The 23,712-nt window shown below is 50.4% G+C and carries 24 protein-coding genes; 8 read left to right on the forward strand and 16 right to left on the reverse strand.

Annotation, left to right across the window (positions count from 1 at the left end; translation table 11 throughout):
- Nucleotides 1–135: 135 nt before the first annotated feature.
- The 4 genes from AADEFJLK_RS20850 (at nucleotide 136) to AADEFJLK_RS20865 (ending at nucleotide 2,952) form a co-directional block, all read left to right on the forward strand.
- Complete coding sequence (locus AADEFJLK_RS20850) at nucleotides 136–684, forward strand: recombinase family protein (protein WP_103975626.1); 549 nt, start codon at nucleotides 136–138, stop codon at nucleotides 682–684.
- A gap of 191 nt (nucleotides 685–875) precedes the next feature.
- The gene (locus AADEFJLK_RS20855; RefSeq protein WP_103975627.1) at nucleotides 876–1,166 is read left to right on the forward strand and encodes a hypothetical protein; all 291 of its coding nucleotides are present in this window, start codon (nucleotides 876–878) and stop codon (nucleotides 1,164–1,166) included.
- Complete coding sequence (locus AADEFJLK_RS20860) at nucleotides 1,163–1,804, forward strand: hypothetical protein (RefSeq protein WP_103975628.1); 642 nt, start codon at nucleotides 1,163–1,165, stop codon at nucleotides 1,802–1,804. The genes AADEFJLK_RS20855 and AADEFJLK_RS20860 overlap by 4 nt, the downstream gene beginning before the upstream one ends.
- 17 nt (nucleotides 1,805–1,821) lie before the next feature.
- Nucleotides 1,822–2,952, forward strand: a complete 1,131-nt coding sequence (locus tag AADEFJLK_RS20865) for a replication protein (RefSeq protein ID WP_146054689.1) — start codon at nucleotides 1,822–1,824, stop codon at nucleotides 2,950–2,952.
- On the opposite strand, the gene AADEFJLK_RS25285 is transcribed toward AADEFJLK_RS20865, so the two are convergent.
- Entirely contained in the window at nucleotides 2,932–3,132 is a 201-nt protein-coding gene (locus tag AADEFJLK_RS25285) for a hypothetical protein (protein ID WP_103975630.1), read from the reverse strand. The genes AADEFJLK_RS20865 and AADEFJLK_RS25285 overlap by 21 nt on opposite strands.
- Before the next feature lie 1,442 nt (nucleotides 3,133–4,574).
- On the opposite strand from AADEFJLK_RS25285, the gene AADEFJLK_RS20875 reads away from it, so the two are divergent.
- Nucleotides 4,575–4,874, forward strand: coding sequence for a helix-turn-helix transcriptional regulator (locus AADEFJLK_RS20875; protein ID WP_019866506.1), 300 nt, complete (start codon nucleotides 4,575–4,577; stop codon nucleotides 4,872–4,874).
- Complete coding sequence (locus AADEFJLK_RS20880) at nucleotides 4,871–6,208, forward strand: HipA domain-containing protein (RefSeq protein ID WP_088621218.1); 1,338 nt, start codon at nucleotides 4,871–4,873, stop codon at nucleotides 6,206–6,208. The genes AADEFJLK_RS20875 and AADEFJLK_RS20880 overlap by 4 nt, the downstream gene beginning before the upstream one ends.
- Before the next feature lie 723 nt (nucleotides 6,209–6,931).
- Here AADEFJLK_RS20880 and AADEFJLK_RS26130 read toward each other — a convergent pair.
- Nucleotides 6,932–7,057, reverse strand: coding sequence for a transposase (locus tag AADEFJLK_RS26130; RefSeq protein WP_146054690.1), 126 nt, complete (start codon nucleotides 7,055–7,057; stop codon nucleotides 6,932–6,934).
- Between the two features lie 225 nt (nucleotides 7,058–7,282).
- Nucleotides 7,283–7,405: a hypothetical protein gene (locus AADEFJLK_RS25945; protein WP_282957375.1), complete on the reverse strand. Its 123-nt coding sequence runs from the start codon at nucleotides 7,403–7,405 to the stop codon at nucleotides 7,283–7,285.
- Nucleotides 7,406–7,892: 487 nt separating this feature from the next.
- Between AADEFJLK_RS25945 and AADEFJLK_RS20885 the strand changes: the two genes are divergently transcribed.
- A complete protein-coding gene (locus tag AADEFJLK_RS20885) occupies nucleotides 7,893–8,369 on the forward strand; it encodes a recombinase family protein (RefSeq protein ID WP_103975631.1) in 477 nt (158 codons plus the stop codon).
- A gap of 277 nt (nucleotides 8,370–8,646) precedes the next feature.
- Nucleotides 8,647–9,057, forward strand: a complete 411-nt coding sequence (locus tag AADEFJLK_RS20890; protein WP_103975632.1) for a hypothetical protein — start codon at nucleotides 8,647–8,649, stop codon at nucleotides 9,055–9,057.
- Between the two features lie 230 nt (nucleotides 9,058–9,287).
- Here AADEFJLK_RS20890 and AADEFJLK_RS20895 read toward each other — a convergent pair whose 3' ends face one another.
- From AADEFJLK_RS20895 to AADEFJLK_RS20955, 13 genes are all read right to left on the reverse strand, one after another.
- Nucleotides 9,288–9,695: a hypothetical protein gene (locus tag AADEFJLK_RS20895; protein WP_103975633.1), complete on the reverse strand. Its 408-nt coding sequence runs from the start codon at nucleotides 9,693–9,695 to the stop codon at nucleotides 9,288–9,290.
- Between the two features lie 55 nt (nucleotides 9,696–9,750).
- Nucleotides 9,751–11,658: a hypothetical protein gene (locus tag AADEFJLK_RS20900; protein WP_103975659.1), complete on the reverse strand. Its 1,908-nt coding sequence runs from the start codon at nucleotides 11,656–11,658 to the stop codon at nucleotides 9,751–9,753.
- Between the two features lie 224 nt (nucleotides 11,659–11,882).
- Entirely contained in the window at nucleotides 11,883–13,115 is a 1,233-nt protein-coding gene (locus tag AADEFJLK_RS20905) for a beta-ketoacyl-ACP synthase (protein WP_211299296.1), read from the reverse strand.
- On the reverse strand, nucleotides 13,109–13,834 hold the full coding sequence (fabG, locus tag AADEFJLK_RS20910; protein WP_103975634.1) for a 3-oxoacyl-ACP reductase FabG: 726 nt from the start codon (nucleotides 13,832–13,834) through the stop codon (nucleotides 13,109–13,111). Before fabG ends, AADEFJLK_RS20905 begins: the two co-directional genes overlap by 7 nt.
- Before the next feature lie 18 nt (nucleotides 13,835–13,852).
- Nucleotides 13,853–14,293: a hotdog family protein gene (locus tag AADEFJLK_RS20915; protein WP_103975635.1), complete on the reverse strand. Its 441-nt coding sequence runs from the start codon at nucleotides 14,291–14,293 to the stop codon at nucleotides 13,853–13,855.
- Nucleotides 14,290–15,474: a beta-ketoacyl-ACP synthase gene (locus tag AADEFJLK_RS20920; RefSeq protein ID WP_103975636.1), complete on the reverse strand. Its 1,185-nt coding sequence runs from the start codon at nucleotides 15,472–15,474 to the stop codon at nucleotides 14,290–14,292. Before AADEFJLK_RS20920 ends, AADEFJLK_RS20915 begins: the two co-directional genes overlap by 4 nt.
- Before the next feature lie 3 nt (nucleotides 15,475–15,477).
- Entirely contained in the window at nucleotides 15,478–16,704 is a 1,227-nt protein-coding gene (locus tag AADEFJLK_RS20925; RefSeq protein WP_103975637.1) for an NAD(P)/FAD-dependent oxidoreductase, read from the reverse strand.
- A 140-nt stretch (nucleotides 16,705–16,844) separates the two neighbouring features.
- Nucleotides 16,845–18,275: a class I adenylate-forming enzyme family protein gene (locus AADEFJLK_RS20930; RefSeq protein ID WP_103975638.1), complete on the reverse strand. Its 1,431-nt coding sequence runs from the start codon at nucleotides 18,273–18,275 to the stop codon at nucleotides 16,845–16,847.
- Nucleotides 18,276–18,316: 41 nt separating this feature from the next.
- The gene (locus AADEFJLK_RS20935; protein ID WP_103975639.1) at nucleotides 18,317–19,561 is read right to left on the reverse strand and encodes an FAD-dependent oxidoreductase; all 1,245 of its coding nucleotides are present in this window, start codon (nucleotides 19,559–19,561) and stop codon (nucleotides 18,317–18,319) included.
- 2 nt (nucleotides 19,562–19,563) lie between these two features.
- Entirely contained in the window at nucleotides 19,564–20,868 is a 1,305-nt protein-coding gene (locus tag AADEFJLK_RS20940; protein WP_103975640.1) for a hypothetical protein, read from the reverse strand.
- Entirely contained in the window at nucleotides 20,861–21,133 is a 273-nt protein-coding gene (locus AADEFJLK_RS20945; protein ID WP_103975641.1) for an acyl carrier protein, read from the reverse strand. The genes AADEFJLK_RS20940 and AADEFJLK_RS20945 overlap by 8 nt, the downstream gene beginning before the upstream one ends.
- 62 nt (nucleotides 21,134–21,195) lie before the next feature.
- Nucleotides 21,196–22,098 (reverse strand): HNH endonuclease, encoded by a 903-nt coding sequence (locus tag AADEFJLK_RS20950; protein ID WP_103975642.1) that lies wholly within the window; start codon nucleotides 22,096–22,098, stop codon nucleotides 21,196–21,198.
- A gap of 367 nt (nucleotides 22,099–22,465) precedes the next feature.
- Entirely contained in the window at nucleotides 22,466–23,707 is a 1,242-nt protein-coding gene (locus AADEFJLK_RS20955) for an NAD(P)/FAD-dependent oxidoreductase (protein WP_103975643.1), read from the reverse strand.
- Nucleotides 23,708–23,712: the final 5 nt, after the last annotated feature.

The following is a 23,712-nucleotide window of genomic DNA, read 5'->3' on the forward strand; positions in this document are numbered from 1 at the left end:
AAAGTGGAGTTTCCTTTACATATCCCAAGCCCCCCGCAAACCCGCATCCCACCGTGTAAACAATATCCTATTATCGGTTTATTTTACATGTGTTATGATAACCCTTAAAACTTAATTTACAATCAGGGGGCTATCATGACAGGCCAACAGGTGGGCTATATCCGCGTCTCATCCGCACAACAAAATACGGACAGGCAATTGGCGGACATCAAACTGGACAAAACTTTTGAAGACAAGGTGTCGGCAAAAGACACCAGCCGTCCGCAACTACAGGCCTGCCTCAACCACCTCCGCGAAGGCGACACCTTGCATGTCCACAGCATTGACAGGTTGGCGAGGAACTTGTTCGACCTCCAACAGATCGTCACCGACTTGGCAGGACAAGGGGTCTGCATCCATTTCCACAAAGAGAACATGGCGTTTTCCGGTGCGGCCAACCCGATGCAAGAGCTGATGTTACAGATGCTGGGGGCTTTTGCGCAATTCGAACGGGCGTTGATTAAGGAACGGCAAAAAGAAGGCATTGAACAGTGCTGGAGCGATCTAGGCAGCGACGACGACACGGACAATCTGCATATTTTCGGATTTCAGTGGCGTGACACCACCCCTGACGCTCTGGCATTCGAGCGGCTTATGCAGGAAGCCGTCCAGGTCATTGACGGGTGGATTGCAGGGCAATTTTAACTGCCCCCTCGAAGCCCCTTCCCTGCTACGCTTTACAGCTCACCACAAGCATCCTTTCACAAAATCAAGATAGTTAAATATTTTGATATTAAAATATTTAACTATCTTGATATTTTGCTATCAAAATATTTTGTTTTCATGAAATCTTAATTTCTTGCTATCATGGTTTCAAACTATCACGAGGTTAAAATATGAAAAAACGCCATGACGTTGACGAACTCGCCAAGCAATTGACAACTGCCGCCGCGACCCCTTTACATAAAAGTACACCAGTAGCCGCACCGCCACCGGAAATCATTGACCCACCTGTACCATCTGCGCAGAAAAAGAAGCAAAAAAGCGATGCGATACCAGTATTTTTGCGACTTCCAGCCGCAATGTATAAACATTATGATGATATTGCCATCGCACGCACCAAGGAGACGGGGCGGGGGGTTTCGGTGCAACAAGTCATTATTGAACAGTTGGAGAGCGTCCAATGAGCAAATTTGTTTATTTAGGGGGACAGAAGGGCGGCACAACCAAAACCACGACAGCGCACTTGCTCTGCCTTGGGGCCATTTTGCGTGGCGAACCCGCCGCCTATGTCTTAACCGACCCAAACCGTCAGATCAAATCAGAAGGCCGCCCTTACGCTGTTTTAGATGGGCGTGATCCGCACAAACTCGCGCAGATCATCACAGCAAGCTACAACACACAAAACGGCTGGCTAATCGTTGACGGCGGAGGCAACCGCCCCGCTTTCGATGAAAAGTTAACCGAGCAGGCAGATTTATGTATTCTGCCGTTTCGCGCCTCGGAGGAAGATTTAGACACTATCGCACTCGATATGCGATCCTTACCGTATGCTGTGGCGTGGCCTTCCGCATGGCCGACCAATCGCCACGCCCAAAAGGCCGCGCAGTATTTTATTGATGGGCTGGAAAAGGCTTTTCCATTGCGGGTTATCACGAAGCCGATTTTCTTTGTCAATTCTGCCGCCGAGTTGCTGGCCGCTTCGCTCGATTCCCCATCAACCCCCGTGCGGAACGCCGCCCGCCGCGCTTTTAACCTGATGGCCGAAAATTATGATACCCATACCAAACCGCAACAAGAACACGATTTAAAAGCAGTAGCATGAAGAGGGAAGGGGAAGTGATGACTGATACAGCCAAAAAGAAACCACTCCGAAAAACAGTTAAGCCCGTTCCTTCCGAGGCTTTCAAAAATCAGCAACTTAACCTATTTCAAACGTTTCTCGGTGAAAAGGACGAGCTTTCAAATGCCGTTGATCTTTGGGACAATACCCCGCGCTTTTCAATATCTCGCAGAAAACAAGAAAAATTGAGGCTGGCTGGCGGATTTTTACCCATCAGCACAATAAATTTTCAATATCGTAGATTCCCCTTCACAGCAGACATACGACCAGCACGGTTTAAGTTATACGGACAAGACGGCAAACCAACAGGCGAAACCATTGAGTATTATCCCAGTGCGCGGGAAGAACTGATAGAACACGCCTTGCGGAAACTCGCCGTTGAAGAACAAGCGGGGTATTTCGATAAGCCAGATTTTCGCTCCGGTTGCCGCTTTTCTCTCCACCAACTCCGTACCCATCTGATCGAGCAAGGCCATTCCTTGCGTTACGATGAATTGATCGAAGGGCTGGAAATTTTGGCTCTCAGCAGTATTGAGATCAAAGGGGAAGGCGATCAAGAAGACATAACAGGTAGCGGAAATTATATAACCTTGGTTGCTCGGGTTAATCGCAAAGACATTAAAGCAGACCCCGATTCAAAATGGTTAGTGCAGTTTCATCCACTGATAACAGACAGCATCCAAAAAGTAACCTATCGGCAATTCAACTATAAACGCCTAATGAATTGCCGAACTCAGCTTGCCCGCTGGCTTATCGGCCAACTCGTGCTGAAATACACAAATGCCTCGCTTACAAACACTTTCGATATGAAATACAGCACCATCAAGCGCGATAGTGCTTTACTGGAAAGCTATACACGCGGACGCGACGCAATCGCCGCGCTTGATGGTGCATGGGCTGAAGTAAAAGCGTTAGGCGTATTGACTAGCTTTAGAAAGGCGGAACAACGGAGCGGTCGCGCAAAGCTGGAAGATGTTATTTACACATTGCATCCATCCGTAGAATTTGCCGCCGAACAAAAAGCTGCAAACCGCCGCCAAAATGACGACCGAACCAAGAACAACACGGCGCAACAACAAACACTTGAATTATTTATGGATCAACCTAAGTCAACGCGCAAAATAACGTAGCCTGTGGATAAGTTTGATAAAAAGAAAAAAAGGCAGGTGGAATAGGTCGCGGGTCAGGGCTTTTTGCAGGTGGAATAGGTCGCGGGTCGCAGGTGGAATAGGTCGCGGGTCGCATTTTTCCAGGTGGAATAGGTCGCGGGTGAAGCTTTCCGGCAGGTGGAATAGGTCGCGGGTCGCCAAAAAAGCAGGTGGAATAGGTCGCGGGTCGCCAAAAAAGCAGGTGGAATAGGTCGCGGGTCAGATTTTTGACTAAAAATCACCCTCAAAAAAGCACTTCTTACATCAAAAAATGCCTACTTTCTCACCATTCGCAGGTGGAATAGGTCGCGCTTCATTTTGTTATCAAATTGATTTAATTAAAAAAAAAAGCACTATTTTTCTTCTTATTCTTTTATTCTTTTATTTATTCTTTTCTTACTCGTGCAACGGCTTATGGATAAATCAAAACAAAGCTGACAAATTTCCGATAACCAAGCATACAACGTCCGTACAGAAAAACAGTAGCCTGTAAAAAACCAAGGCTCCCGCCCTACATAATCACCATCCCTGGGGATTGCTCCGGTTGGGCTGATTTTTAATAAAACGAGGAATATACAAATCATTTTTTGCAAGACCCCTAAAAGCCCCATAAACAGGCCAAGGAAGCGAAAAAGCATTTTTAAGCTAGAGACGTAGCCACAGACACGGAAAAAGCCGCAGGCGAGCAAAAATTACGGCAAATATTCAATATTTTTCTATCTTGTCTGGCTGATCGCCAACCATTAGGCTTTAACTCTTGGAAAGGAAGCCTGCATTGTTACCAAGCAAAACAGCCTGCTTGGGGTTAATTAACCAAAAGAACGGTTTGTCCTGAGGCACCTCTGGATCCCTTGGTATCAGTGGCTTACAGACGAAATACCGATTTTAAAACAGGCAATAAAATAATTTGTAACACATTGAATGTTAAGAACATCGATTCTGTTTTAAAATTCATGTTCGGATGAACATGCCGCCGCTTCATTTCCTCTATGGCTGAAACATTCACGCGTCAGCTTTTTTTCTGGCAGCCAGGATTCTATAGACGGTAGCCTCACCGATATTGGGGTACGACAACGATTCCTTAATTTTGAGGCCATAAAATTTTAAGCCTATTGCAATTCATGGCGTTGTAAATGTTACGTCCATTTTCTTGAAAGTTGTGCAACGAAACTCAACTCCATTTTCATGTTTGGTACTTTGATTTCGTATATGAATTTTATGGTATGAAAAATGGCTTTAAATCTGCCAAAATCTGGTTTTTTTGGCCAATAAGCTTCAGTACCAAAAATACGTTCGTTTTTTTGATCATGGTAAATAGGCTATACCCATAAAATACATATCTTGCGGTCGATGATCTGCCCGATTTTCATTTGCGGATAATTTGAGCTCAAGCCAATGGAATGCAAGCTGGAGTCGATAAATGCGAGCCCGCCCGATTTCAATTGCAAGCCGTTACACTTAGGAGGATCATCCGGCTATCAATAAAATCCTCTATAATGGATTTTAATAAATGAAAGCCTACCTTAACCAATAAACTCTATTATGGTAGTTTTTAATTGACACGATCAGGCATTGCCTCTATAAATCCAGTATTGGAGGTTTATATGAAGCGTGTCATCCCTACGGCCTTTCCTGCCGACCCTTGTCTTGACAACCCGGCCACCTTGGGTGCGGCGATCCGTGCCGCCCGCACCCAAGCGGGTATGCGCCAAGTCGATGCGGCCTTAAGCATTGGTGTTGCCTTGCAGACTTTGATTGATATTGAAACCGGCCAACCAGGAGTCAGTATCGGTAAAATCCTGCAAGTGGCGCAAGGCTTGGGCGTGTCGCTGTTCGTCTTGCCGCCGTCACAACGCGATAATGCCCGTCGGCGTTTGGCTGACCTGACCCAGCCGCCACTATGAAGCTGGATGTGACAGTCAACGGGGATTTGCTCGGTTGGCTCAGCCTAGACAGCGCTAGCGGCCTGTTTGCTTTTGCTTATGCACCGGATTGGCTGGCAAAAGACATCCGCTTCCCGTTAAGCCCGGCCTTGCCTTTAGATGCCGGAGCGATCCCACTCGAACAACACAGCGCTACTGTCCGGCAGTTTTTCCAGAATTTGTTGCCGGAAGGCCAGGCACTGGATGATGCGGCGCAAGCCAACAAAGTGTCGAAATCCAATCTGATGGGTTTGCTGATCGCCTTGGGGCAAGAAACCGCCGGGGCGTTGTCGCTCAGCTTGGCTGATCCGCCATTGCTCGCCCACCGGGAAACCACAAAACGCTTGCTCAGCCGGGATGAATTGTCCGAACGCATCCGCTCCCGCCCGCAAGAGGCGTTCACGGTCTGGGACGGCAAAGTCCGGCTGTCGATTGCCGGACACCAGGACAAGATTGCCGTGCTGGAAGAAAACCAGTGCTGGTATCTGGTCGACGGCGACCGCTTGGCTTCTACCCATATCCTCAAACCCGAACCACTACGCACCCGCCTGCAAGGCATGACCAGCAATGAACTGGCTTGTATGCGGCTGGCTCAGACCGTGGGTTTGCCGACGGCGGACATCCGCTTGGAATGGCTACCCGAACCTGTGGTGCTAATCTGCCGCTTTGACCGGATCAGCAAAGCCGATGGCGTGCAGCGGCTCCACTGCATAGATAGTTGCCAAGCCTTAGGGTTCGGTGTCAGCATGAAATATGAGCGCCCTTATGGCGATAGTCGGGATGTGCAACATCTGCGCGATGGCGCGTCTTTGCCCAAGTTGTTTGCCTTATTGACCCACGCCAGTTCAAAACCCGCCATCGACCGCTTGGCCTTGTTGCATTGGGCGATCTTCCAGGTTTTGATAGGCAATACCGATGCCCATGGCAAAAACCTGTCGTTCTTTATGGACGCAGGCGGCTTGAGCTTGGCGCCGGCCTATGATTTAGTGTGTTGTTTGCTCTATGCCGGAGACGGCATTTCCGATACCTTGGCGATGGCTATTGGCGACAATTTTAACCCTACCACATTGACGGCGTATGACTGGGCGTTGATGGCCTACGAATGCCAGCTCAATCCCAAACTGGTCAGCCGTGAATTAAAACAACTGGCGGACAACATTTGCAGCGTCTGGCCGAGGTTGCAGAACGATCTATTGGAATCCGGGGCCAATCCATCTGTGTTGGAGGGGATAGGGGATATTATTTTGCAGCAATGCGGTAATGCACAAAAGCTTGTGGCTGAAATCCCGAAAGTTTCTCGTGACTTGCTGAAGTGAAAAAAGGCGGCGCGAGGGGTTTTCATGCTGATGGCGGCCTGGACGAACGTTCTGTTCAGTTTGCAAATTCCGTTACGATACTGGAATGTAAAATAGTCAAATCAGCCAATTTGGGAATTGGTAAACGTTGGGTAGCTGAATGTTTCAGAACGGCCAGGAGCAGGCGGTCGCGGCCGACGGCTTTCGAGTAGGCTGCTTGGCAGACCCCATTTTTACCTACTGCGCCAGTTAGCGATTTAGCTGAATAATCAGGGAGACCATGAACATGAAAAATGAAATAGCGATAGACAAAAATGCAGTCGCCCGTGCAGTCCGTATGCCCCTTCAGGCCTACTAGACCGACCGTAAGGATTCGTGCGTAGATTGATAGTAGTGGCCCGCATCCCGCCTACAATCCTGCCGTTTTAACCGCACTATGTAGTCCGAAACCGAACGGTTTCGGACAGGCCTTTTTGTGGTGTACGAAAGTAGGCTAAATGTATTTCGTACACCTGCTATAGTTCGTACATCCCTTTCGGACAGATTGAATTGGTCTTTTGTTTAGACCTAATACTGCTCAACTATCAATTTACGCACGAATCCTTACGGTAGGCCAAATATGGCGATGTAAACAGCGCATGTTATGGACTTTTGCCGCATGAATTGTTTAAGCAAGTGAAGAGCAAGCTTGATGATGTCATAAACAGACGGTTGATAAAGCTTGTTCCGAGAACCGAATAAAGCTTATTTTTCTAACCACCTGTAAAGCGTCCGCTGTGAAACGCCTAGGGATTTTGCCACAATGTCGTGGTGTCCGCCTTGCTCTATAAGTTTGCGGGCATGGGCGATTTGTTGGGGATAATTAACCAATTTTTCCCCCTATTCAAACCAGTTAACTATTTTTGCCCTTCATCCATCGCCAATTTTGGCGATGGATGAAGGGTGATTTTTCGGCTAACCCAAGCCATTAAAAAGCATACAAAACCGAGGATTCTCACCGCTTGGTCGGGCAAACAGCCCCCGGCACGCAAAGCGGGAACAATACACAACGGCAACCCTGCCTTTTTTACGGCCCATGAAGGGAAAAGGAAAGCCCTAAAAAAACTTAAGCGTCATCAGAACCGGCATCCTGTCGGCGGGCAACGGAAAAGCCTTCCCCGCATCCGGCGGCGGCACTGACGGCAGCGTTTGGCCGGCCTGAGCCAGCAATTGCGCCAACAGGCGGCTCCCGCAATCAATAAGGGGTTATTTAACCAAAAGAACGGTTTGTCCTGAGCGCACCCTGAAGCCCTTGGTATCAGTGGCTTACAGCCGAAATATCGGTTTCAATGTCGACGATAAACTGTTTGATAACCTATTGAATAGTAGGCATATCTGCCCTGTTGTAAAATTCATACTTACCAATGAAATTGATATGCTGCCAGGCAACCGTTGAAAACCGGAGTATCTGTTTTGCCATTTCAGGGTTATCGCATAAAGCGCGTAGATTTCCTCTTGGGTCAAAATGGTCAGCCGTGCCATGCGTTATTTTATTGGTCGTGCGGATTGTGATGGCGGCTAAAGCGGGCTTTCTGGCCGGCCGGGCTTATCATTAGGGCAAGGCCCATTGATAGGTGAAATAAGGCCCCAAAAGCCTATCAATGGCATCTGTTTTAATTTATGATCGGCACTCTATCACAACATCTATGGCTCTTGTGAGCGGAAAATGATCATTGGATACGCCAGAACCTCCTCCGCGGAACAAATGGCCGGACTTGAGTCCCAGCTTAAGGAGTTTGAGGCCGCCCATTGCGAAAAAATTTATAGGGAACAGGTGTCATCGGTTGCCGTCCGCGTGCAGCTTGAATCGGCGTTGGAATTTGTACGGGAGGGGGACGTGTTGGTCGTGACCAAACTCGACCGCCTTGCCAGGTCAGTGGGCGACCTGATGGCGACCGTCAAAACGCTTGAGGAAAAAGGGGTTGGCTTGCATATTCTAAATCTTGGGATGGACACACAGACCCCAACCGGAAAGCTCATGCTGTCTGTCCTGGGCGGTGTCGCCCAATTCGAGCGCGAAATGATGCTGGAACGGCAGAAAGAAGGTGTCGCCAAAGCCAAAACGGCCGGTAAGTACAAAGGCCGCAAGCCAGTGCCGGATGACCTGCGTGAAAAAGTCGTTTCCCTCGCTGCGGAAGGATAGGTAAAAACGGGGTTTGAAGTCCATTGGTACGAAAACGTACGTTAGCATCTAAAGTAAGTGGCAATGTTTTATAAGTGTCTAATAAATTACAAGTTTATGGACATAAATTTGCACTAATAAATCATGTCTACTAAATCGTTTTTCACCAGATTAATAAACAATCTGTCTATTAATCGATTTAAGAGACAGATTCACCCATGTTTTTTGCTATAAAAGTCAATAATTTTGCTTAGCGTACGTTTTCGTACCACTGGACTTCAATCCCCCAAAACGTTTTGTGGTCGCCCTCAAATATGAGGGCGAAACCGGCTACCGCTATCTGGTGGCCACCGATATGACATGGCGTGCGTTGGACATCCTCCAAACCTACTCGCTGCGGTGGCTTGTGGAAGTTTTTTTCGAGGACTGGAAGCTTTATGAAGGTTGGGGGCGGGAGGCCAAACAATTGGACGAAGAGGGGTCAAGCAGGGGCCTGATCCTGAGTCTGTTGTTTGACCACTGCCTCCTCCTTCACCCCGAGCAGACGGCCCGCTTAAAAAACCAACTGCCCGCGCATACCGTCGGCAGCCTGCAAAGGAAATCACAGATGGACGTGTTGTTGGCCTTTATCAAAAGGGCATTGGAACACCCCGACCCCGCCGGGATGCTCAACAGTTTGACCCAAATGATAGGGGACGTGTTTAACTGATGCCTTCCGAAAAGCACCTTGCCGGCAGGGATTTGGGGCGGATGGAAACAACCCCTTCACTAAAGTATAGGGCTGCCGGATGACCGCTTGAAAGCGGTCTGGGCGAATGTTAAAAACTTGATGATCGAGTATAAGGCATTAAATTTAACATAATCAATGTTATGCGAAGCATTTTAGGCCGCAACCGTTGCCGCTTTATCTGATGGGTTTTAAGGTAAATAGGTGGAGCATCAGTTTTTATAGCCGTCTTCGTTGGGGTCGTAAATGATCTCGTGAACTTTAAAATGTACGCCCCCCATTCCTGCCCCCGTATAAACAATGCGTCCTAAGCCCTTATAAAAATCTTCCATGCGCATCACATCGCCGCCGAAATAAAAAGGCACAAAGGCTTTTCCGGTTGCATGGCTTCCGGTGTCCGTAGGCTCTCCTATTAAATCATGGACTTGCCTGTACGGCATTCCGACTTTTACTTTAGCGAACGGGCTGTTTGACGGGATATTGACGGCGGTCTGCGAAGCCGCACTGTTGCCGGCGGGCAGGGTGTTGCTTTGGGTATTGGTTTTGCTGCCTGAAGAGGCGCAAGCCGTTATGATGCCGACCAATAAGAACAGATTAATTCTAAGTAGTGTATTACGCATGATATTTTCCTTTTATGGGATAAATTTGGCTCATTGCCGAACACAATAGTAACGGTTAACGTACTTTTGTCAATAATTCGGCATCGATACGGCAGCCCCCCATTTCTGGATGGTCGATGGTATCTTGTTCAAAGTCGCGGTAGCTGGGTGACTGGAACGCAATACGGTTAATTTTGCCGCCCGAAAACTCAAATTCCATAGCGCCGCCCTTGGCGCGCGGGCCGCCTGCCTGGGTGGTGAACAGCAGTATGCCAGCGTTCGCCGTTGGTTTGCCCATCTGTTCCGGGATAATCCTGGCGCAACTGAATTCGTTGAAAGCCAAACCTAAAAACACTTGTACTAGCTGATGGGCCGTAATAATTATGCCTTCGCCGGGAATGGGGGGGGGGAGTGGCGCTGAGGGTGCTATTGTCACTGCGTTGGTGGCGGCTTCTGGATTTTGTGTCGGCTCCGATGTCGGCGCGGCAGGGGCCGCAGGTTGCTGCAACAGTTTTTCCAGGCCAAAATCGCCGAGATGATTTTGCAACAGCACCGTACCATCGCCTTTTCCGGCGGTGGTTAATAGCGGGTATATCTGGCTTTCCATTTTCGCCTGGTTAGTATTTTTTAGTACGGTGAGAAGTTGGCGTTCAATGGATTTAAGCGGCATGAAGAACTGTTCTTTCTTTTGGCTGGAATCGCCCATCTGCGCCCAATCGGATTCCGTGTTGACGGGCAGCCCCATAGCTTTCATTGCGGCAATGTCGTCGGAGATCAGGCAAGCGCCAAAATTGTTGCGGCGGTAGTTTTGCAGGGTTTTGGTGTTGACGGATTCGGCTTGCGCTTTTTGTGCCGGGATGTTGTAGTTTTTCCAATCGGCACTGTTTAAGAGAAAGTAGTAAATATACGCGTTACGGTCGAATTTATTAAATCCCAGGTCTTTCATGACCACTTTTATTTTGCGGCAATTGACTTGTACATCTTCGTAATCGTTCCAGTTTGGCTGCAAATTAGGTTTTTCGGGGTGCTTGGACTGTTCGATCACTTGTTGCAGTTTGATGTCGCCTGTCGCCGATTTCATCGGTGATTGGCTGATTTCCATCCAGGAAACATCGCGTGCATCAGGTAAGCCGTCGGCTTTTGTCCTTAGCAACAAAGAGGGGGTAATTTCTGGGTAAACCCTTAATTCGCCGATAGGTTTGATGTCTTCATTCAGTGGGTTAACGCCGCCTTCAGTGACCGCATTAACTTTAAATGCGGTTTCCTTGAGCGTGCCGCTTTTATCGGTGTAGCTCACAAAGGCGGGTAAGGAGTGGGTTTCCGCACTTTGGTTTGCGGGCGGCGTTACCGCTTGTGAGGCTGGAGTTTGTTGGCTTGTGTTGAGCAATTGGCCCGTAAACTGGCCCAACACGGCAACGCCCAAACCCACCCCGGTGAATGCCAGTAAGCTGCTGGCCGCTGTGGTTTTGCTGACCAACCCGGCCACATCGACATCGCTATTGGCGCTAGAATAAAGGCTGTAGTCCACTTGGGTTTCTGTACCCGAATCTAAGCGCATCCAAGGGGTTAAGTTTTGCTTTTTGGCCTCGAATTTAAAATTGCATTTTCCGGTTGTGGACTGGTAAGAATAGCCGACAGCTTCGGTATCCAGTTTTAGGATGCTGTTTCGGACGTTAAAAATCAGCGCTGACGACAAATCATTTTTGCTAAAAGACGCGATTAAGCTGTTACATCCGCTTTTTAAGGCGGTGTCGCCTTTAAAAGCAAATTCGGCAATCAGCTTTACATAATAATCGTCGCCGTCTATGGAAGGAAAATTAGGCAAGGCCTGAAACGGGCGCGTCTTAGTCGCTTGTGCGGCCTTAGGGTCGCCCTCATCGGTACTGGGATAATTGACGGCAAGTTGTCTGGTTGGCGCGCACCCTGCCAATAGGGCGCTAATGCAGAAACTGAGAGGCAAGAAACGGCTGTATGGGATCGTCATTTTTGGTAGCATGGTGTCAACTAAAATTAAACCAGCTTTTCTGGCTTCAAAGCCCATTTTGGGCCTGTGCGTTAATGTCAGCCCCTATAACAGGTATCTGCCAGAGAGTGGGTAAGATTGTGGTATGGTCAAGCAGGCACCCCCATCCCGGCTTTTCCTTTGCCAGGGGAAGCGGCTGGCAAAGGGTTGAATTCACGGGGGTTAAAAAAACATCTCCCATCTGCCTAGGACAGGCAGCGTTTAAAAATAAGCGATGTGTTAATGCCGCCAAAGGCAAAATTGTTACTCATCAGATATTCGCATTCCAGCAGACGCGTGGCCGCCGTTATATAGTCCAGTTCGGCGCACAGCGGGTCTATCGTGTCCAGGTTGGCGGTCGGGTGGAACCAGCCTTCGTTCATCATTTGTATTGCCGCCCATGCTTCAATGGCGCCGCACGCCCCCAAGGTATGCCCGGTATAACTTTTCATTGCACTGATGGGGATGTTATGCCCAAAAACAGCCCCTGTCGCATGGCTTTCGGCAATATCGCCCAACTCGGTGGCCGTGCCGTGGGCGCTGACATAGCCTATGGCTTTGGCTGCCAAATCCGCGTCTTGAAGAGCCAGCTTCATGGCGGTTTGCATACTTTGGCAATCCGGTTTTGTAATGTGCAGGCCGTCGGAGTTGGTGCCGAAGCCGACGACCTCGGCATAAATGGGTGCGCCTCGGCTAAGGGCGTAATCCCTTTCTTCGAGGATGAGGCTTGCCCCGCCCTCGCCAATGACCAGACCGTCGCGGTTTTTGTCGAAAGGTCTTGGGGTAAGGTGCGGCTCGTCGTTGCGTTGCGAGGTTGCAAATAACGTGTCGAAAATGGCAGGTTGGGAGGGGGACAATTCATCGCTGCCGCCCGCTATCATAATAGTTTGTATGCCGTGCTTAATGGTTTCATAAGCATAACCTAGCGCTTGGCTACTGGACGTGCAGGCGCTGGAGGTCGGGATAATCCGTCCGGTAATGCCAAAATGCAGCCCGATATTGACCGGGCAGGTATGGCCCATCATGCGGATATAGGATGTCGCGTCCAAACTGCCTTTATCGCAGTTCAGCAGCATTTTGGTGAAATCTATCAGGCCGTCAAAGCTCCCGGAAGAGCTGCCGTAGGCAATGCCGACGCGGCCGCTTTTCAATATCGGGTCGGCCAACAGCCCGGCATCTTGCAACGCCCGTTCGGTGACGTAGGTCGCCAGCATCGCCACCCGCCCCATGCCGCGTATTTGTTTACGCGAATAATGTTCCGGCCTGACAAAGTTTGTGGGTGCCGCCAATTGGGTGTTAAGGCCTTTATATTTGCTCCAGTCGGGCATTTTTTGGATGCCTGTGGTCTGGGACTTGAGTTTTTCAGCCACGCAGGCCCAGTTGTCGCCCAATGGCGTAATCGCCGCCATGCCCGTAATGACTACCCGTTTCATCAGCATAACCCCCCATTGACCGAAATGACTTGGCGGGTAATATAGGCGGCATCCTCGGACATTAAAAAGGCGACGGCGGCGGCGACTTCTTTGCCTGTCCCCGCCCGTCTTAGTGGGATCAGTTGTTTAATGTCTTCCAGCGGCAAGCCTTCCAGCATCTCGGTCTCAATCAGGCCGGGCGCAACGCAATTCACAGTGATATGGCGTTTTGCCAGTTCCAAGGCCAGCGCCTTGGTGGCGCCTATTATGCCGGCTTTGGCGGCGCTGTAATTGACTTGCCCGCGGTTGCCCATGAGGCCGGAAACCGAAGCCACAGTAACGATGCGTCCGGGTTTGCGCCGTTGGATCATGGGCATAACCAACGGTTTTAAGACATTGTAGAAGCCGTCCAAATTGGTTGCAATCACCGTATCCCAGTCGGTATCGGTCAATGCCGGAAACGCATTGTCGGCGGTGATGCCCGCATTGCAGACCACGCCGTAGTAAGCGCCGTGCAGGGCAATATCTTGTGTCAGCAAATCGGCGCATTGCTGGCGGTCGGCCAAGTCAAACTGTAAGACGCGGGCTTTTTGCCCCATTGCTGAAATGGCCTCTGCGACGGTTTCGGCTTCGGCTCTGCGGCTATGGCAATGGACGGCAATATCGAAGCCTTTGTCAGCTAAGTACAAGGCTATCGCTTTGCCGATACCGCGGCTGGAACCTGTCACTAAAATGGTTTCACTCATTGTGCAACATCCGGCCATCTATTCTGTAAGTACACGATTATGTTCTGATTGTGGTTGATAAACATTTAATTTGGCCTCGACCAACACGCCAGGTGCGGTAATTTTGCAATCAAACACACCTAGCCCTTGTTCCTGTAATATTATTTTGACAGTCACCGTCAATAGCGACCCCATCAAGAAACTGCCTACGTTGCTGGTGTATAGGCGTGTCCCCAGTAAAAAGCCCAAGTAACTAGGCCGTTGCGCTATTTTATCCATCATCCCGCTGTGCGCCGATATGGTTTGCGCCATGTATTCTATGCCTACCAGCGCGGACACGGTGTCACCGTCGCCAAATAAGCCGTTGCTTTGGACAATGACCTCAGACACCATGGACTGCCCGTCAAAACTGACGATTTTATCTAACAGCATCATGCCGCCATCATGGGGCAATAATTCGCCCAGTGTATATCCTTTCATGTACGTGCTACGACAATGGATAGGTTATTGCCGCCAAAAGCAAAGGAATTGCTTTGGCAGGCATTGATCTTACGTCCCAAATAGTGCCCTGGTTTGACGAAGTTGAGTTTTGCTAATGCCGGGTCGAATTCGTCGCCATTGATATTGGGCGGCAATTCCCCGGAAGGGTCGTCGGCGGTCAGTAACAGCCAACAAAACCCCAGTTCCAGAGCGGCGGCGGCCCCTAATGCGTGTCCGGTCATGCCTTTAGTCGAGCTGGCCGCTGTCCCGTCTGCAAAAACGTCAAACACGCTACGGCTTTCCATTGCGTCGTTCAATGGGGTGGCGGTGCCGTGCAGGTTGAGGTAATCGATAGTGCCCGCCGCTTTTCCGGCTTCTTGCAAGGCCATGCGCATCGCTTTTATGACAGATTTGCCGTCAGGCGCCGGGGCGGAGAAATGGTATGCGTCACTGCTCGCGCCGATGCCGGATAACTGCACCGGCCCCGCCTCTTTACTCATCACAAATAAGGCGGCGGCCTCCGCTATGTTGATGCCGTCCCGATTTAGGCCAAATGGCTTGCATAAGCCCGCCGCAACCGATTCTAAGGCGGCAAAGCCATGCACCGTGTAGCGGCACAAGCTGTCCGCCCCGCCGACGATGACCGCATCGCATATATCTAAGGCCAGCAGGCGGCGTGCCGACACTAAAGCCCTGCCGCTGGATGAACAGGCCGTGGAAATCGCGTAAGCAGGCCCTGTAAGGCCTAAATACGCCGCCAGAAAGTCGGCGCCGCCTGCCAACTGTTGTTGCTTATAATGAAATGCGTCCGGTTTATGCCCGTTTTGGGCGACCCCCGCCCAAGCCGATTCGGTATTGCTAAGCCCGGAAGTGCTGGTGCCTATCACCACGCCGATCCGGTTTGCCCCAAAGCGGCGGATCATGCCATCTACCGTACCCTTAATTTGGTCGAGTGCGGCCAGCAACAGCCGATTATTGCGGCAATCATAGTAAACGTGGGCAGATGTATCGACCCTGGGTAAGTTTGCCTGCACTTCCCCGACATAAGCAGGCCTTTTGGCAAACAAACGCTCTGCCAGCACAAACCCGGTCTGGTCGCCTGCTAAAACGCGTTTGAGATTTTCTGTTTTAGAATCACCTAAAGGCGATACTATACCAAGGTCGTTCAGGTAAAACTTCATCCATTAAGCCGTTATTCTGCAAAGTTCCACCAAGGTATTCAAGCGGTTTTGTGAATTTTTAACATAAGGGTTACGTTCGTCCCAAGCGTAACCCGCTAAAATAGAGCAGATCATGGCTTTAATGTTAGGCTGTTGTTGGTTGTAAAAAATCACATCCTGTAAACCGCCTTCGTACCATGATGTAACAAAAGTCCGAAACGTGTCCACACCTTTTTGTAACGGCTGGGCATAGTCACGTTGCCAATCGATTGCTTGGCCGTTAAATTGGCGGTCCAGTACGTCAGCGGCCAAACTCGCCGATTTCATCGCGATGGTCACACCCGAAGAAAACACCGGATCCAAAAATTCGCCGGCATTACCCAGCAAGGCGTAGCCTTTGCCGTGTAATGCGCTGACATTCGCGCTATAGCCTTTAATACCGTTAATGGGCGTGTCGTAAACGGCATTGGCCAGTAAGGCCGACAAATTAGGCTCTTCCGCCACTAAAGCGTGGAAAGCCTGTTGGTTATCTGCAAAGCCGTCGAATAAGCGGGGCTCCCCGACAATCCCTAAACTGCAACGGCCATTACTAAACGGGATAAGCCAGTACCAAACGTCGGCCATTTTGGGATGGATGACGATGCTTATTTGTTTACGGTCATAATCTGCACCGCTAATCCGGTCTTCAATATGGGTGAACAATGCCTGTCTGACCGGGAAGTTGGTCGGGCTTTCCAGATTTAACAAACGCGGCAACACCCTGCCAAAGCCGCTGGCATCTAAAACAAAATCCGCTTCGGTTTGGTAGGTCGCCTTCTGTTCGTCGCATACGGTCAAAACGGGTTTTGCACCCGAAAAATCCGCGCCTAATACTTGGTGCTGCCATTGAATGACCGTGCCTTGCGCTTGCGCCTCGGTAGCCAGCAAGGCATCAAAGCGATCCCGTTGCACCTGAAACGTCGTCTCAAAGCCAGGGCTAAATTTGTCGGCAAAATAAAATTCTGAGCGTTTGTCGCCGCATAAAAAATCGGCGCCGGTTTTTAACTGGAAACCGGCCTCAATAACCGCCTGTAACATCCCGGCTTCTTCAATGAATGCCATACACTGCGGCAACAGGCTTTCACCAATACTAAAACGCGGAAAGACTTCCCGCTCCAAGATAATGGCCTGATGGCCTTTTTTTTGCAATAAAGCTGCCGCGATGCTGCCCGATGGCCCTGCCCCGATAATAATTACTTTTTTTTGATCCATTATTGTCCGCACCGAGTAGTGGTATTACGTTTTTATAAAAATATTGTGCTTAAGTCCGGTGTATTAACGGCAAACACCTATTTTTAATAGGTTATGATTATAGCGTACTTAGAAACACCGTCTCACTAAAAATTAAGCCCTTACCTTTTTACCTTGCCGCTTGCCGTGTGGTTTATTTGGGCCACCCTTTGCAAGTATTGCGGCACTTTATAGGTGGACAGCCGTTGTCGGCAAAATTGCAACAGCCCTTCCACATCCCATGCAGCCTGCTGTGTTAAGACCACCTCGGCACAAACCACTTCCCCAAACAAAGGATGCGCTTGCCCGAAAGCACGGCAGGCGACAATGTCAGGGTGCGTGCTTAATACCGCTTCGATCTCTTCAGGAAAAGCCTTGTTACCTGACACATTAATCATAGCCTTTTCGCGCCCGCAAATAGTGATGCGGCCATCACCCCCGCATACGGCAAGGTCGCCAGTTAAAAACCAACCTTGCCGCATGACTTCCCCGGCTGTTTGCCAAGGTTTTAGGTAAGCGTCAAATAAGCCTGGCCCACAAACGGCCAACCGCCCGATATGCCCGTCAGGTATCGGCAAGCCATTATCGTCCAGTACCGCCACATTAAAGCCATCGGTCGGAAAGCCTACACTGTGCGGGTCAGGTAGCCCGGTCAGGCTGTCCAATAATGGCAATCCGGCTTCAATAATGCCGTAGGCCTGGCTCACCGGTACCCGGAAACGCCGGGTAAAAGCCTCGGCAATCGCGGGCGGTATGGCCGATGATGTGGAAATGGCCGCTTTAAGGGCGGGCATCAGCATCCCCGATGTATCCGCCGCCAACAAACGGAAGTGCATGGGGGCGGCATACAGCAGGGTGGCGCGGTGTCGGTCGGCATCCTGAAGTAACGTGCTTGCCAATATATCTTTACAAACGATAATTTTCGCCCCGACGCGGATATAAACCAAAATGCTGACCAAAAAATGAAATGCCATCGGCAAAACCCATAACACCGCGTCTTCAGAACTGAGCCGCAAAGCCTTGCTGGCGTGTTCGACCCGCGCCAAAATGCTGTGGTGCCTCAGCACGACCCCTTTGCTGTTCCCCGTCGTGCCTGAGGTATAACGGATAAAAGCCGCGTCTGGTAAGGGGGTCATCGCTTGGCCAGTGTCTGCGCCAGTCCAGGCAAAGCGTAATGTTTGCGCCGAAAAAGCTATCAGCAGGCTATTGCCCCCCGTTGGCATGACACCCGTTTGATCGTCCAATACGGCGTGTACGCCCGTATCCTGCAATAGTTGGGTTATTTCCGCCAATTTCAGTTGATGCGATAACGGTACGACCACCGCGCCACATCCCAGCCCCGCTAACATGGCGGCGACAAAGGCGCGGCCATTGCGTCCCATAACCGCCAAGCCCAAGCCTTTGCTTATTCCCATTTGCAGCAACTGGGCTTTTAGGGTTTCCGTTTGCGCATATAATTCGTGATAACGCATCGTGCCATAGTCATCAACTAACGCCGGGCGGTCAGGCCAAGCCTGGGCGGCGGCTTCAAGTAACTGGTAGGCAGAATCCATAAAATGGCTACATTTAAAATAATTTAAAAAACAATGGCCTACTATAAGTTTTTAGCCATAATTTGTCGGTGACGGATATTGTTAACGGCAGTTTGCCAGCCGCCTGTCGCGCTGAATTCGGCGGCCAACCCACCCGCCGCATAGCCTGTGCTTAAACAAGTGCCGATCACACGCGCCGAGGCTATCGCCGCTTCTGTCGCCGATAAGCCCCGGCCTGCAAAAAAAAGATTGTCCAAATGGCAGGACACAAGCATTTTTGCCGTTATCCAATACGCGTCATCTATAGGAAAATAACGTAGCGTCGGTTTGCGGTCTTCCCCCCAATATTCGATAGGCCAAGCGCCGATAGCCACACCCGTGTCAGGTTTTCGGCAAGCCAGGACATGGTTTTCATCTAATAACGCGAGCCCTTGAGAGCGTTCATTGGTGCGTATACCCACTTCAGCCGCCATAGCCGTGATGCGTAAGTTTACCAAGGACGGTTCGTTGCGGCTCAGATAATCCACAATATTGCTGCTGCGTTCACGCGCCTCCAACTCATACTGGCTTAGGCAACCGATAGAGCCGTCGAACGGTACCGGCATCCCCAATTTGAGCAGCGTTTGGCCTTGGGCATTTGACCCCGGAATAATAGACAGGCGGTCGCAATACGGGTCTAAACATCCCGATTGAATGCCCCGCTTAAGCCCGCGAATTAATGCTAAAGACAGTGCGTCAGGCGCTATCTCAGGCAAGCCGCTAACCTGAAACACCAACGCCCCGGCTTGGTAATGCGCTTGCCTTATCCTGTCCAGCCCCGCCAACAGGGAGATTTGGGCGCCGCCGCTGCAATCGACGACCGCCGCCGGATAAAGGCTCAGTATCTGCGCCGGGGTTTGGATGCGCAGCTCGCCTACCCGCTTTTGGCTCAGGCAAACGCCGCTAACGTAGCCTTGCAACACTATCCGCACCCCAGCCTGTTGTAGCCGCCTTACCGCCACGTGATGGAAGGCGGAAGGGCGGTAAGGCAAAAAATGTAAGCCTTCGCCAAAAGTGGCGACTTGGCTTTGGCTGGCCGTTTGCACCGCGTCGGCAAATTCCCGCGCAAACCCCTGCACGGCATATCGCGCCGTGGTCGGGTGGCGATAAAACAACCCGCAAATAGTCCCCACCAAGGCGGCAGTGGCCAAACCGCCAGTAAAACCGTGGCGTTCCACAAGGACAACATTAGCCCCCGCTTCCCCCGCCGCCACGGCAGCGGCAATACCGGCAGCCCCCGCGCCTATCACCGCGACATCGCAGCGCATACTTAGCCCTTATCACCCAGCAACACGCTATGCACCGTCGCCAACAACTGTTGCGCCTCAAATTCCGTGAGATCCGCGTGCATATAAGACAACGTGATTTGCAACGCGCCTTGGTAACGGCTAAAAATAAAGGTCAGGCCGGGCGGGTACATATTGGGCGGATAATGGACAGCACCCTTGACCGGTTGGCCGAACAACCCGGTAAAATCCTGCAATGAATCCCCGGTATCGGAATAAAAAAAACTCGCCATCAGCCCTTGGGTCGGGGCTTTTAACACGCGGCGATAGATAAAGCCCGGTAGCCGCCGCAAAAAATCCATCATAACGGTATAGTGTGCGGGGCTTTCGGCACGCATCAGCGCTTTCATTTGCGTCATTAACTCCCCCGTCATGGCCGGCACGTCTTCTAAAATGGCCTTTGGCAGGCGATAAAAAAGAAAGCTGACCTGATTCCCCAAGATTGCCCCGGGCGCGCCCCGCTTGCGGCGGTCAACGGGAACCGGCACCAGCGCGTCACCGTCAATCTCCCCGCGTTTTTTCTGGACTTGTGCCACTGCATAAGTGGTGGCGGCCAGATAAAACGCACTGGGTAAAAAGCCCGCGTCCAAGCGCTTGGCCTCTCCGTTAACCATAAGCGTTTGCTGGGGCGTGAACGACAGGACGCGGTAACACGCCTGCGGTTTGTCCAGATTGCTTTTATACAGCGACAATAAGGGCAAAGACGAGGTGTCGTAAAGGAATTGCTTCATATCCGAAGCAATCTTGCCCCGAACCTTTAGCGGCAGCTTAGGCTCTTCAGGCGCTACCCAGCTAGCTTGCCTTACGGCGGGCGGCATGCCTAAGTACCGGATAAACAGCTCGCCACCGTGCGCATCCATTAAGACATGGTGCCAAGTGAAAACCAACACCGACCCCGCATCACCTGACTGTAACAAATCAATTTTAAAGGGGGCTTGTTTTTTAATGTCCAGCCCTCCCGACAATAGGCCGTCAGGTAGCTTACCGGAAGCCGCCAGCGGATATTCGCTCACGACCGGCATAGCCGCCTTGGGCTCATAAACCCATTGTGCCAAACTGAACGGCAGACCTTCACGCAAACGCAAGCGGCAAAGCCATTGATAAGCCGGACGCTGATCCAACTGTTGCTGTAAATCCGCCAGCGCCAGCCGTTCCGCCAACGTCACCACCAAAACGCAGACATTGCGTTTGCCGCTGGTTTGCCACATGAGCCTGTCCAACTGCAAACAGAAATAATCCGCCCCATTCAGGACGATATGTTCAGGCAAAGGGTTAGCGGTTTCAAGCATGGCGGTTTTGCGCCAGCAAAACCACGCAACACCCGGCCAATGCCCCGGCACTGGCAATATTTTCGGGAGTCAACGCTTCCGCCGGCAGTTCCAAGCCGAAACGGCGCTCAATAAACAACACCAATTCCATCAGTGCAAACGAATCCACACCGATTAACGACAAGGGGGTTTCAGGAGAAACAGCCACATCGCCCGCCAATACATTGGTGCGTAAAAATTCGCACAATTGGCTTTCTATGTCATCTTGGGTAGGGTTAGTGGTCATTTCTCGTTTCTTTTAAAGTTATGTAAAGGGTAGTGCAATGGAACCTATGCAAGAAATTTAAGTTAGACGCGCCTCGGCCGAACAATGTTTACTAAATCTGCAATATTAAGCATAGGCTCAGTGCGATGAATAATTCGATGGCAATTTGAACATACAACCGCTAAGTCTTGTAATTCAGTCTTAACTACGCCATCAGATTTTGCTAGTTTCTTAAGGTGGTGAACTTCGCAAAAACCTTCTCCATATTTGCCATAGGTTACTGAAAAATCAAATTCGCAAACTTCACAACATAATTTTCCTGTTGCTTTTTGTGTGGATTCTTTTTTTGCCTTGACAAGTGCTGCATTTCGTTCACGCCTAAGATGTGCCGCTAGACGGGGATTGCCCTCAAAGCCAAATAAATAACCATCAATATCAGGCAAGTAAAACTTATCGCCATTCTCAATCAGGTTTGTTACGGCGTTTACGGTTTTTTTATTTTCCTCTTTATCTGCGTACCAGACATGGCTTCGTCCAATACCGCCTTTAACACCACGTGGAATAGTAAGCTCCCGTTGTTCCACAGGAAGGAGTAGGGCTTTATCGGTCTGGGCTTTAATGCGATAGAATTTCAATCGGTTGTTTTTCTGTAGTTTTGTAGGCGATTTTATTTTTTGAGGATAGCGATATACCGTAGCGTCTTTGTACCACCCTATAACGACAGTGCCGCTGCTATCTGAACTGGCTAACCAGACAACGGTTATTCCATCTATTGAGTTGTCATTTTTACTGGCACCTAGTCGTTCAATCCTTATTTGTTCTCCCTTAAGCTGTACATAGCCATATACAGTACCGTCAATATTGGTGAAATTGCAGACTTCCGACCCAACTGAATGTTGGTTGTATGCACCGCCCCGAACGATGGAATCACCATCAATTCCATCGTAATTGTTCATCCAACCAACATTGCAAAATAATAACGTCATAGTAATCTCTAATGGCTCTATATGGGGTTCAAGGTCTTTTTGCCGTTAATAAATATAGCGACCATAAATCTACCCGTCATTCCGGCAGGGATTGCCGGAATCCAGTTTACAGGGATGTGAACGATTGCAATTACGTCAAAAAATAGATATTCGGCTATTTTTGACACATAAAAATTGCATAGATGCCATCCATGGCATCTGGATTCGCTTACGCGGTCTAACGGCTCCGGCAATCCCTGCCGGAATGACGGGTATTTTAGAGGTTGCCATGCTTACTAACGCCTTACCGTACACCCTTAGCAAAAGACCCTGAAACACATATAGAGCCAACTTTTTTAATAAGGGGCCGTCATTTTAGCCAACACACCTAGTTGATTTTATAACGTTCAGGACTCAGTCCTATTAGCGTGTACTTCACCAAGAAACGCAGCAAATTTAGGCAGAATGGGTTGCTTGCCGCCGCACCGCTAAAAATCCGGCTGACACGGGCGCTGACCCAAGCCAGCAACCAGCGGGTGAAACGGTTGACGGGCATCGTTTGCCCGGCCTTAATGCTGCCCATCAAGCGGCCATCATAGTAATAGCTGACGATTTCAAACCACGCCGCCAAATGGCGGCGGGTGACCGTTTCGTAATCCGCCAAGGGTTTGTTGGCCAATAAAATGGCCGACAATTTCTTTGCGCTGTCCAGTGCGATTAACATGCCGCTGGAAAACACCGGGTCGACAAAGCCGCCCGCATCGCCCAACATGACCCAATTTTCACCGCATATCCTGTCCGAGATAGATTGGTAGTTCCTAAAGCACAACACCTCCGTTACCCGCTTGGCTTCGGGAGCCAAACGCCGTAGCACCGTATCGGTTTTTAATAGCTGCTCATATTGCTCTTCAGGCGTTTCCCCGTGTTGGAAGGCGTAAGCCTCCGGCACCACAAAGCCAAAAGACACCCGCCCCGGCAACGGGATGCGCCAACACCAACCTTGATCCATCCGGTCATTATGCACATACCCCGGATCGACCAATTCGGTTTTGTCCACATGGGCAAACAGCGCGACATCTTGCCGTAACCCTTTTTGCATGGGGATATTGAGCAGCCTACCAATCAGATTGGCGCGGCCTGCGGCATCAACAATCAAATCCGGTTCTGCCGCATCCCAACAACCCGCCGCTGCGGCCAAGGATTGTGCATCGAATGTAAGCCAGTCAGTGTCGGCCACGCGGCTTAACTGCACATGATGCGCAATCAGTTTCGCGCCTGCCCGTTGCGCGGCGGCAAGTAAGGTCGCATTAAAGCGGTCCCTAGGGACATTATACGAATAAGACGGCAAGTCGCTGGGGGTGTCGGCAAAGCGGAACTCAAAGACTTCATCGGCATTGTAAGTGAAACAGGCGCCCGGTTTATACTGGCTATAACTGGCAACTTCCGCTTCCACATCCAATTCTTGCAATAAGGGGACGATCATAGGCACTAACGATTCCCCCACTAAAATAGACGCACGTTCCGGCATGGCGAAAATGGCTACCTTGCAGCCTTGGCGGCACAAATGTATCGCTAAGGCACTGGATGCAGGGCCGCCGCCGATAATGGCGACATTTTTTATAGAAGGCATGGTTA

Source organism: Methylovulum psychrotolerans, from assembly GCF_002923755.1.
In the GTDB taxonomy this organism is placed as follows: domain Bacteria; phylum Pseudomonadota; class Gammaproteobacteria; order Methylococcales; family Methylomonadaceae; genus Methylovulum; species Methylovulum psychrotolerans.

Excerpts from the sequence above, each read along its gene's own strand:
- AADEFJLK_RS20940 (WP_103975640.1), bottom strand. The coding sequence starts at position 20,868 with ATGCTTGAAACCGCTAACCCTTTGCCTGAACATATCGTCCTGAATGGG.
- AADEFJLK_RS20900 (WP_103975659.1), bottom strand. The coding sequence starts at position 11,658 with ATGACGATCCCATACAGCCGTTTCTTGCCTCTCAGTTTCTGCATTAGC.
- AADEFJLK_RS20935 (WP_103975639.1), bottom strand. The coding sequence starts at position 19,561 with ATGCGCTGCGATGTCGCGGTGATAGGCGCGGGGGCTGCCGGTATTGCC.
- AADEFJLK_RS20955 (WP_103975643.1), bottom strand. The coding sequence starts at position 23,707 with ATGCCTTCTATAAAAAATGTCGCCATTATCGGCGGCGGCCCTGCATCC.
- AADEFJLK_RS20855 (WP_103975627.1), top strand. The coding sequence starts at position 876 with ATGAAAAAACGCCATGACGTTGACGAACTCGCCAAGCAATTGACAACT.
- AADEFJLK_RS20895 (WP_103975633.1), bottom strand. The coding sequence starts at position 9,695 with ATGCGTAATACACTACTTAGAATTAATCTGTTCTTATTGGTCGGCATC.
- AADEFJLK_RS20860 (WP_103975628.1), top strand. The coding sequence starts at position 1,163 with ATGAGCAAATTTGTTTATTTAGGGGGACAGAAGGGCGGCACAACCAAA.
- AADEFJLK_RS20925 (WP_103975637.1), bottom strand. The coding sequence starts at position 16,704 with ATGGATCAAAAAAAAGTAATTATTATCGGGGCAGGGCCATCGGGCAGC.
- AADEFJLK_RS20880 (WP_088621218.1), top strand. The coding sequence starts at position 4,871 with ATGAAGCTGGATGTGACAGTCAACGGGGATTTGCTCGGTTGGCTCAGC.
- AADEFJLK_RS20950 (WP_103975642.1), bottom strand. The coding sequence starts at position 22,098 with ATGACGTTATTATTTTGCAATGTTGGTTGGATGAACAATTACGATGGA.
- AADEFJLK_RS20875 (WP_019866506.1), top strand. The coding sequence starts at position 4,575 with ATGAAGCGTGTCATCCCTACGGCCTTTCCTGCCGACCCTTGTCTTGAC.
- AADEFJLK_RS20945 (WP_103975641.1), bottom strand. The coding sequence starts at position 21,133 with ATGACCACTAACCCTACCCAAGATGACATAGAAAGCCAATTGTGCGAA.
- fabG (WP_103975634.1), bottom strand. The coding sequence starts at position 13,834 with ATGAGTGAAACCATTTTAGTGACAGGTTCCAGCCGCGGTATCGGCAAA.
- AADEFJLK_RS20915 (WP_103975635.1), bottom strand. The coding sequence starts at position 14,293 with ATGAAAGGATATACACTGGGCGAATTATTGCCCCATGATGGCGGCATG.
- AADEFJLK_RS20885 (WP_103975631.1), top strand. The coding sequence starts at position 7,893 with ATGATCATTGGATACGCCAGAACCTCCTCCGCGGAACAAATGGCCGGA.
- AADEFJLK_RS20930 (WP_103975638.1), bottom strand. The coding sequence starts at position 18,275 with ATGGATTCTGCCTACCAGTTACTTGAAGCCGCCGCCCAGGCTTGGCCT.
- AADEFJLK_RS20905 (WP_211299296.1), bottom strand. The coding sequence starts at position 13,115 with ATGCTGATGAAACGGGTAGTCATTACGGGCATGGCGGCGATTACGCCA.
- AADEFJLK_RS20920 (WP_103975636.1), bottom strand. The coding sequence starts at position 15,474 with ATGAAGTTTTACCTGAACGACCTTGGTATAGTATCGCCTTTAGGTGAT.
- AADEFJLK_RS20850 (WP_103975626.1), top strand. The coding sequence starts at position 136 with ATGACAGGCCAACAGGTGGGCTATATCCGCGTCTCATCCGCACAACAA.
- AADEFJLK_RS20865 (WP_146054689.1), top strand. The coding sequence starts at position 1,822 with ATGACTGATACAGCCAAAAAGAAACCACTCCGAAAAACAGTTAAGCCC.